Source organism: Protofrankia sp. CiP1_Cm_nod1 (assembly GCF_920888515.1).
GTDB lineage: Bacteria > Actinomycetota > Actinomycetes > Frankiales > Frankiaceae > Protofrankia.
Map to the genome: position 1 here is coordinate 1 of NZ_CAKKTM010000197.1, position 4,562 is coordinate 4,562.

A 4,562-nucleotide genomic window follows, 5' to 3' on the forward strand; every position below is an offset into this window, starting at 1 on the left:
AGTCGTCGGCAGCGTCAGATGTGTATAAGAGACAGGGCTTGCCATGGCCGCCGCCACGGCGGTTGCCGTCCGGCGCCGGCTCACCGCGGAGCAGTTCGGCGCGCAGCAGCCGGGCGAGCGCGACCGGAGTGGGATGGTCGAACACCACGGTGGGGGGTAGGCGCAGCCCGGTCAGCGCGCCCAGCCGGTTGCGCATCTGCACCGCGGTCAACGAGTCGAAACCGAGGTCGCGGAAGGCCCGGCCCACCTCCAGCAGGTCCGGCCGCGGATAACGCAGGATGCTCGCGGCCTCGGCGCGCACCAGCCCCAGCAGGAGACGGTCCTGATCGGCCGTTGTCAGCCCGGCCAGCCGCCGTGCCAGCGGCGGGACGCCGTCCTCCCCGGCGGTCGTGCCGCCGTCCGTGCCGGTGCTTCCCGCGCCGTTGTCACCGGCGTCGCTGCCGCCTGCGCCTTTCGGGGCGTCCACCGGAGGTGACGGCGCCGGAATGCGCGGCGAGAACGACGGCACGACCGGTGCGGACGCCGCCGACGCGACCGGTGCGGACGCCGGGGCGGGACGCAGCCAGTACCGCTGCCGCTGGAAGGCATAGGTGGGCAGGTCCACCGGATCGGCCGGTACGCCGCCGCCGAGAACGGCGGGCCAGTCCAGCGGCGCCCCGTGGACATGTGCCTCCGACACCGACGCCAGCAGGCGTTCGGCCCCGCCCTCGCCGCGCCGCAGCGAGGACAGCACGACGGCGTCGTGGCCGGTTTCCCGCGCGGTCTCCTCCAGGGCGATGGTCAGCACCGGATGCGGACTGATCTCGATGAGGATGTCGTAGCCGTGCCGCAGCAGCGTCCGCGTCGCCTGCTCGAAGTGGACGGTGTCGCGCAGGTTGCGGTACCAGTAGCCGGCGTCGAGCGCGCCGGTGTCGAGCAGGTCCCCGGTCACGGCCGAGCAGAAGGGGATGTCGCCGGCGCGGGGGGTGACCCCGGCCAGCTCGGTGAGCAGCCGCTGCCGGATCCCCTCGACGGCCACCGAGTGCGAGGCGTAGTCGACCGGGATCTCCCGGGCCCACGTCCCCTCCGCCTCGCACCGGGCGAGCAGTTCCCGCACCGCATCGGGGTCACCGGAGACGACCGCCGAACGCGGGCTGTTCCTGGCGGCTACCGAGATGCGCCCGTCCCATGCGGCCAGGCGTTCGTCCAGTTCGGTGGACGGCAGCGACACCGAGGCCATCGTGCCCCGGCCGGCGAGCGCGAGCAGCGCCCTGCTGCGCAGCGCCACGATCCTGGCGGCGTCGGGCAGCGACAGCGCGCCGGCCACGCAGGCAGCGGCGATCTCGCCCTGGCTGTGCCCGACGACGGCGTGCGGCCGGACGCCGTAGGACCGCCAGAGCGCGGCCAGGGAGACCATCACCGCGAACAGGACGGGCTGCACCACGTCGACCCGGTCCAGGCCGGGCGCGCCCGGCTCGCCGCGTAGCACATCGACGGGTGAGAAGTCGACGTGCCCGGCCAGGGCGGCGGCGCACGCCGCCATCCGCTCGGCGAACACCGGGGAGGAGCCCAGCAGCGGCGCGGCCATCCCGGCCCACTGGGAGCCCTGGCCGGGAAAGACGAAGGCGATCCTCCGGTCGCCACCGGCGATGCCCTGGACAACGTGGTCGGCCACCTCGCCACGGGCCAGCGCGGTGAGACCGGCGGCCAGGCGGGGACGGTCCGCCGCCAGTACCACGGCCCGGTGCTCGAAGCGCGACCGGGCCGTGGCCAGCGACCACGCCACGGCGGCCGGGCCGGGGCCGGGACGGGCGTCGAGGTGGGCGGCCAGCCGCAGAGCCTGGTCACGCAGGGCACCGGCCGACCGCGCCGACAGCACGAACGGCAGCACCGCGGGAGCCGACGCCACCGGCGGCGTGCCGGCGTCCCCGATATCTCCGATATCTCCGTTTGCGCTCCCGGCCTGCCCGGTACCCGCGGCCTGCCCGGCCTGCCCGGCGTCCGGGGCGTCCACGGTATTCGTGATGTTCCCGGCGGCCGGGACCTCCCTGACCTCTCCGGGCGTGCTGGTGCCCGTGAGCGCGCTGGTGTCCCCCGGGTGGCCGGTGTCGCCGGGCGTGCCGCTGCCCGGGGACGCGCCGAGGGCCGGCTGCCCGTCGGGGCGGGCCCGGTCGTCACCGGGCGGGGCCTGCTCCAGGACCGCGTGGGAGATGGTGCCGCTGACGGCGAAGGAGGAGACCGCGGCCCGCCGGGGCCGCCCGGCCGGCTGCGGCCAGGAAACCGCCTCGGTCAGCAGCCGCACCGCCCCGGACGACCAGTCCACGTGCGGGGACGGCTGGTCGACGTGCAGGGTGGGCGGCAGCACCCCGTGCCGCATCGCCAGCACCATTTTGATCACACCGGCGACGCCGGCGGCGGCCTGGGTGTGCCCGAGGTTGGACTTCACCGATCCCAGCCACAGCGGACGGTCCGCCGGCCGGCCCTGGCCGTAGGTCGCCAGCAGCGCCTGCGCCTCGATCGGGTCCCCCAGCTTCGTCCCCGTACCGTGCGCCTCCACCACGTCCACCTCGTCCGCCGCCACCTGCGCGTCGGCGAGCGCCTGCCGGATCAGCCGCTGCTGCGCCGGCCCGTTCGGCGCCGTCAGCCCGCTGCTGGCGCCGTCGGAGTTCACCGCCGACCCCCGCACCACCGCCAGCACCGGATGCCCGTTACGCCGCGCGTCCGACAGCCGCTCCAACAGCAGCATCCCCACCCCCTCACCGGCGCCGAAACCGTCGGCCTGGGCGGCGAAGGGCTTGCAGCGGCCGTCCGGGGCGAGCGCGCCCTGCCGGCTGAAATCGGTGAAGGTGCCCGGGGCGTACATCACCGTGGCGCCGCCGGCCAGCGCCAGCGAGCACTCGTTGCGCCGCAGCGCCTGGCAGGCCAGGTGCAGCGCCACCAGCGACGACGAGCACGCCGTGTCCACCGTGACCGTCGGGCCGTGGAAGCCCAGCAGGTAGGAGATCCGGCCGGACATGACCGCGGCGAGGGTGCCCAGCTTCAGGTAGCCCTCCACCTCCTCGGGTACTTCCCGCAGCCCGGCGGCGTAGTCGTGGTACATGACGCCGGCGAACACGCCGGTGTGGCTGCCCCGCAGCGTCACCGGGTCGATGCCGGCCCGCTCGAAGACCTCCCACGCGCTCTCCAGCAGCAGCCGCTGCTGCGGGTCGATCGCGAGCGCCTCCCGGGGTGATATCCCGAAGAATCCCGCGTCGAAATCGGCCGCGTCGTGCAGGAAACCACCCTCCCGCACATACGTCTTCCCCGGCACCCCCCGATCGGGATCGTAGAGCGCGTCCACATCCCACCCCCGGTCCACCGGGAAACCCGAAACGGCGTCACCACCACGCGCCACCAGCTCCCACAGCTCCTCCGGCGACGACACACCCCCCGGGAAACGACACGCCATCCCCACGATCGCCACCGGCTCGGCTGCCGCCTCCTCCACCGCGCGCAACCGCGACCGGACCTCGTGCAACTGGGCCGTGACCCGCTTCAGGTAGTCCAGCAGCCGCTGTTCCTCGGTCATGTGTATCACCTTCACAAATTCGGGAAATCGCACCGACGGACCCGGTCCGCCAGGCCGCCGATCCACGCGATCGAAGATCCATCCGACATGTCCAAGATCACCGATCAGATGCGCGCACATCCTGTTCTGATCAGGAACTCAGGAAAACAAGAGGGTTGTGCAGAACTTTCCGGGCGGCCTCCGTAACGATTCTCCGCCCCACGGCAATGAAATGATCCAGATCACGTGGAAAGGGTTCCGAGAAAACCTTCGAACGCGGAAACGGCTGCCATGGCGACTGCTTGCTCCCCCACACTCATGATTCGATCATGCGATCGATTCCGGGACGGATTCCGGAACGGATTCCGCGTTACCTGACCGGTGTGCTGGATCTGGATCTGGATCTGCTAGATCTGGATCTGGTTGTCGATGAAGTCGAACACCTCCTCGGCGGTGGCCGCGCGAAGCCTGTCCGCCACGTCGACGCCGTCCGGGCCCGGCTCGTCGGCGGCCGTCCATGCCGCCAGCACGTCCCTGAGACGTGTGATCACGGCGGTGCGGACGGTGCTGTCCGTCGCCACCGTCGCCAGCGCCGGCTCCAGCCGGGAGAGCGCGGCGAGCACGGGCGGGGACGCCGCCGACGCCCCGGCACCACCCGGGTCACCGGCAGTACCGCCCTGGTCGGCCGCGCCGCCCGTGCCGTCGTCGAGTATGCGGGCGCGCAGGTGCTCGGCCAGCAGCGCCGGAGTGGGATGGTCGAACAGCAGCGTCGTCGGCAGCCGCAGGCCGGTGGCCGTGGTGAGCTGGTTGCGCAGCTCGACGGCGGTCAGCGAGTCGAACCCGGCCTCCAGGAAGCCGACCGTCGTGTCGACGCCGTCGGTGCTGCCGTGCCCGAGCACGGCGGCGGTGTGCACGCGCAGCAGGTCCAGCAGCAGCCGGTGCTGTTCGGGGCCGGGCAGGGCGGCCAGCCGCCGGCGCAGCGACCGCGGCGTGTCCTCGTCCGGGCGCGGCCCGGGACGCCGCGCGGGCAGCAGCC

The 4,562-nt window shown here is 73.2% G+C and carries 1 protein-coding gene; it reads right to left on the bottom strand.

The features are described from left to right. Positions 1–3,933 precede the first annotated feature (3,933 nt). Positions 3,934–4,562 (bottom strand): phosphopantetheine-binding protein (locus tag NBX02_RS09180; RefSeq protein ID WP_250290905.1); only part of this gene is annotated, 629 nt, incomplete at its 5' end.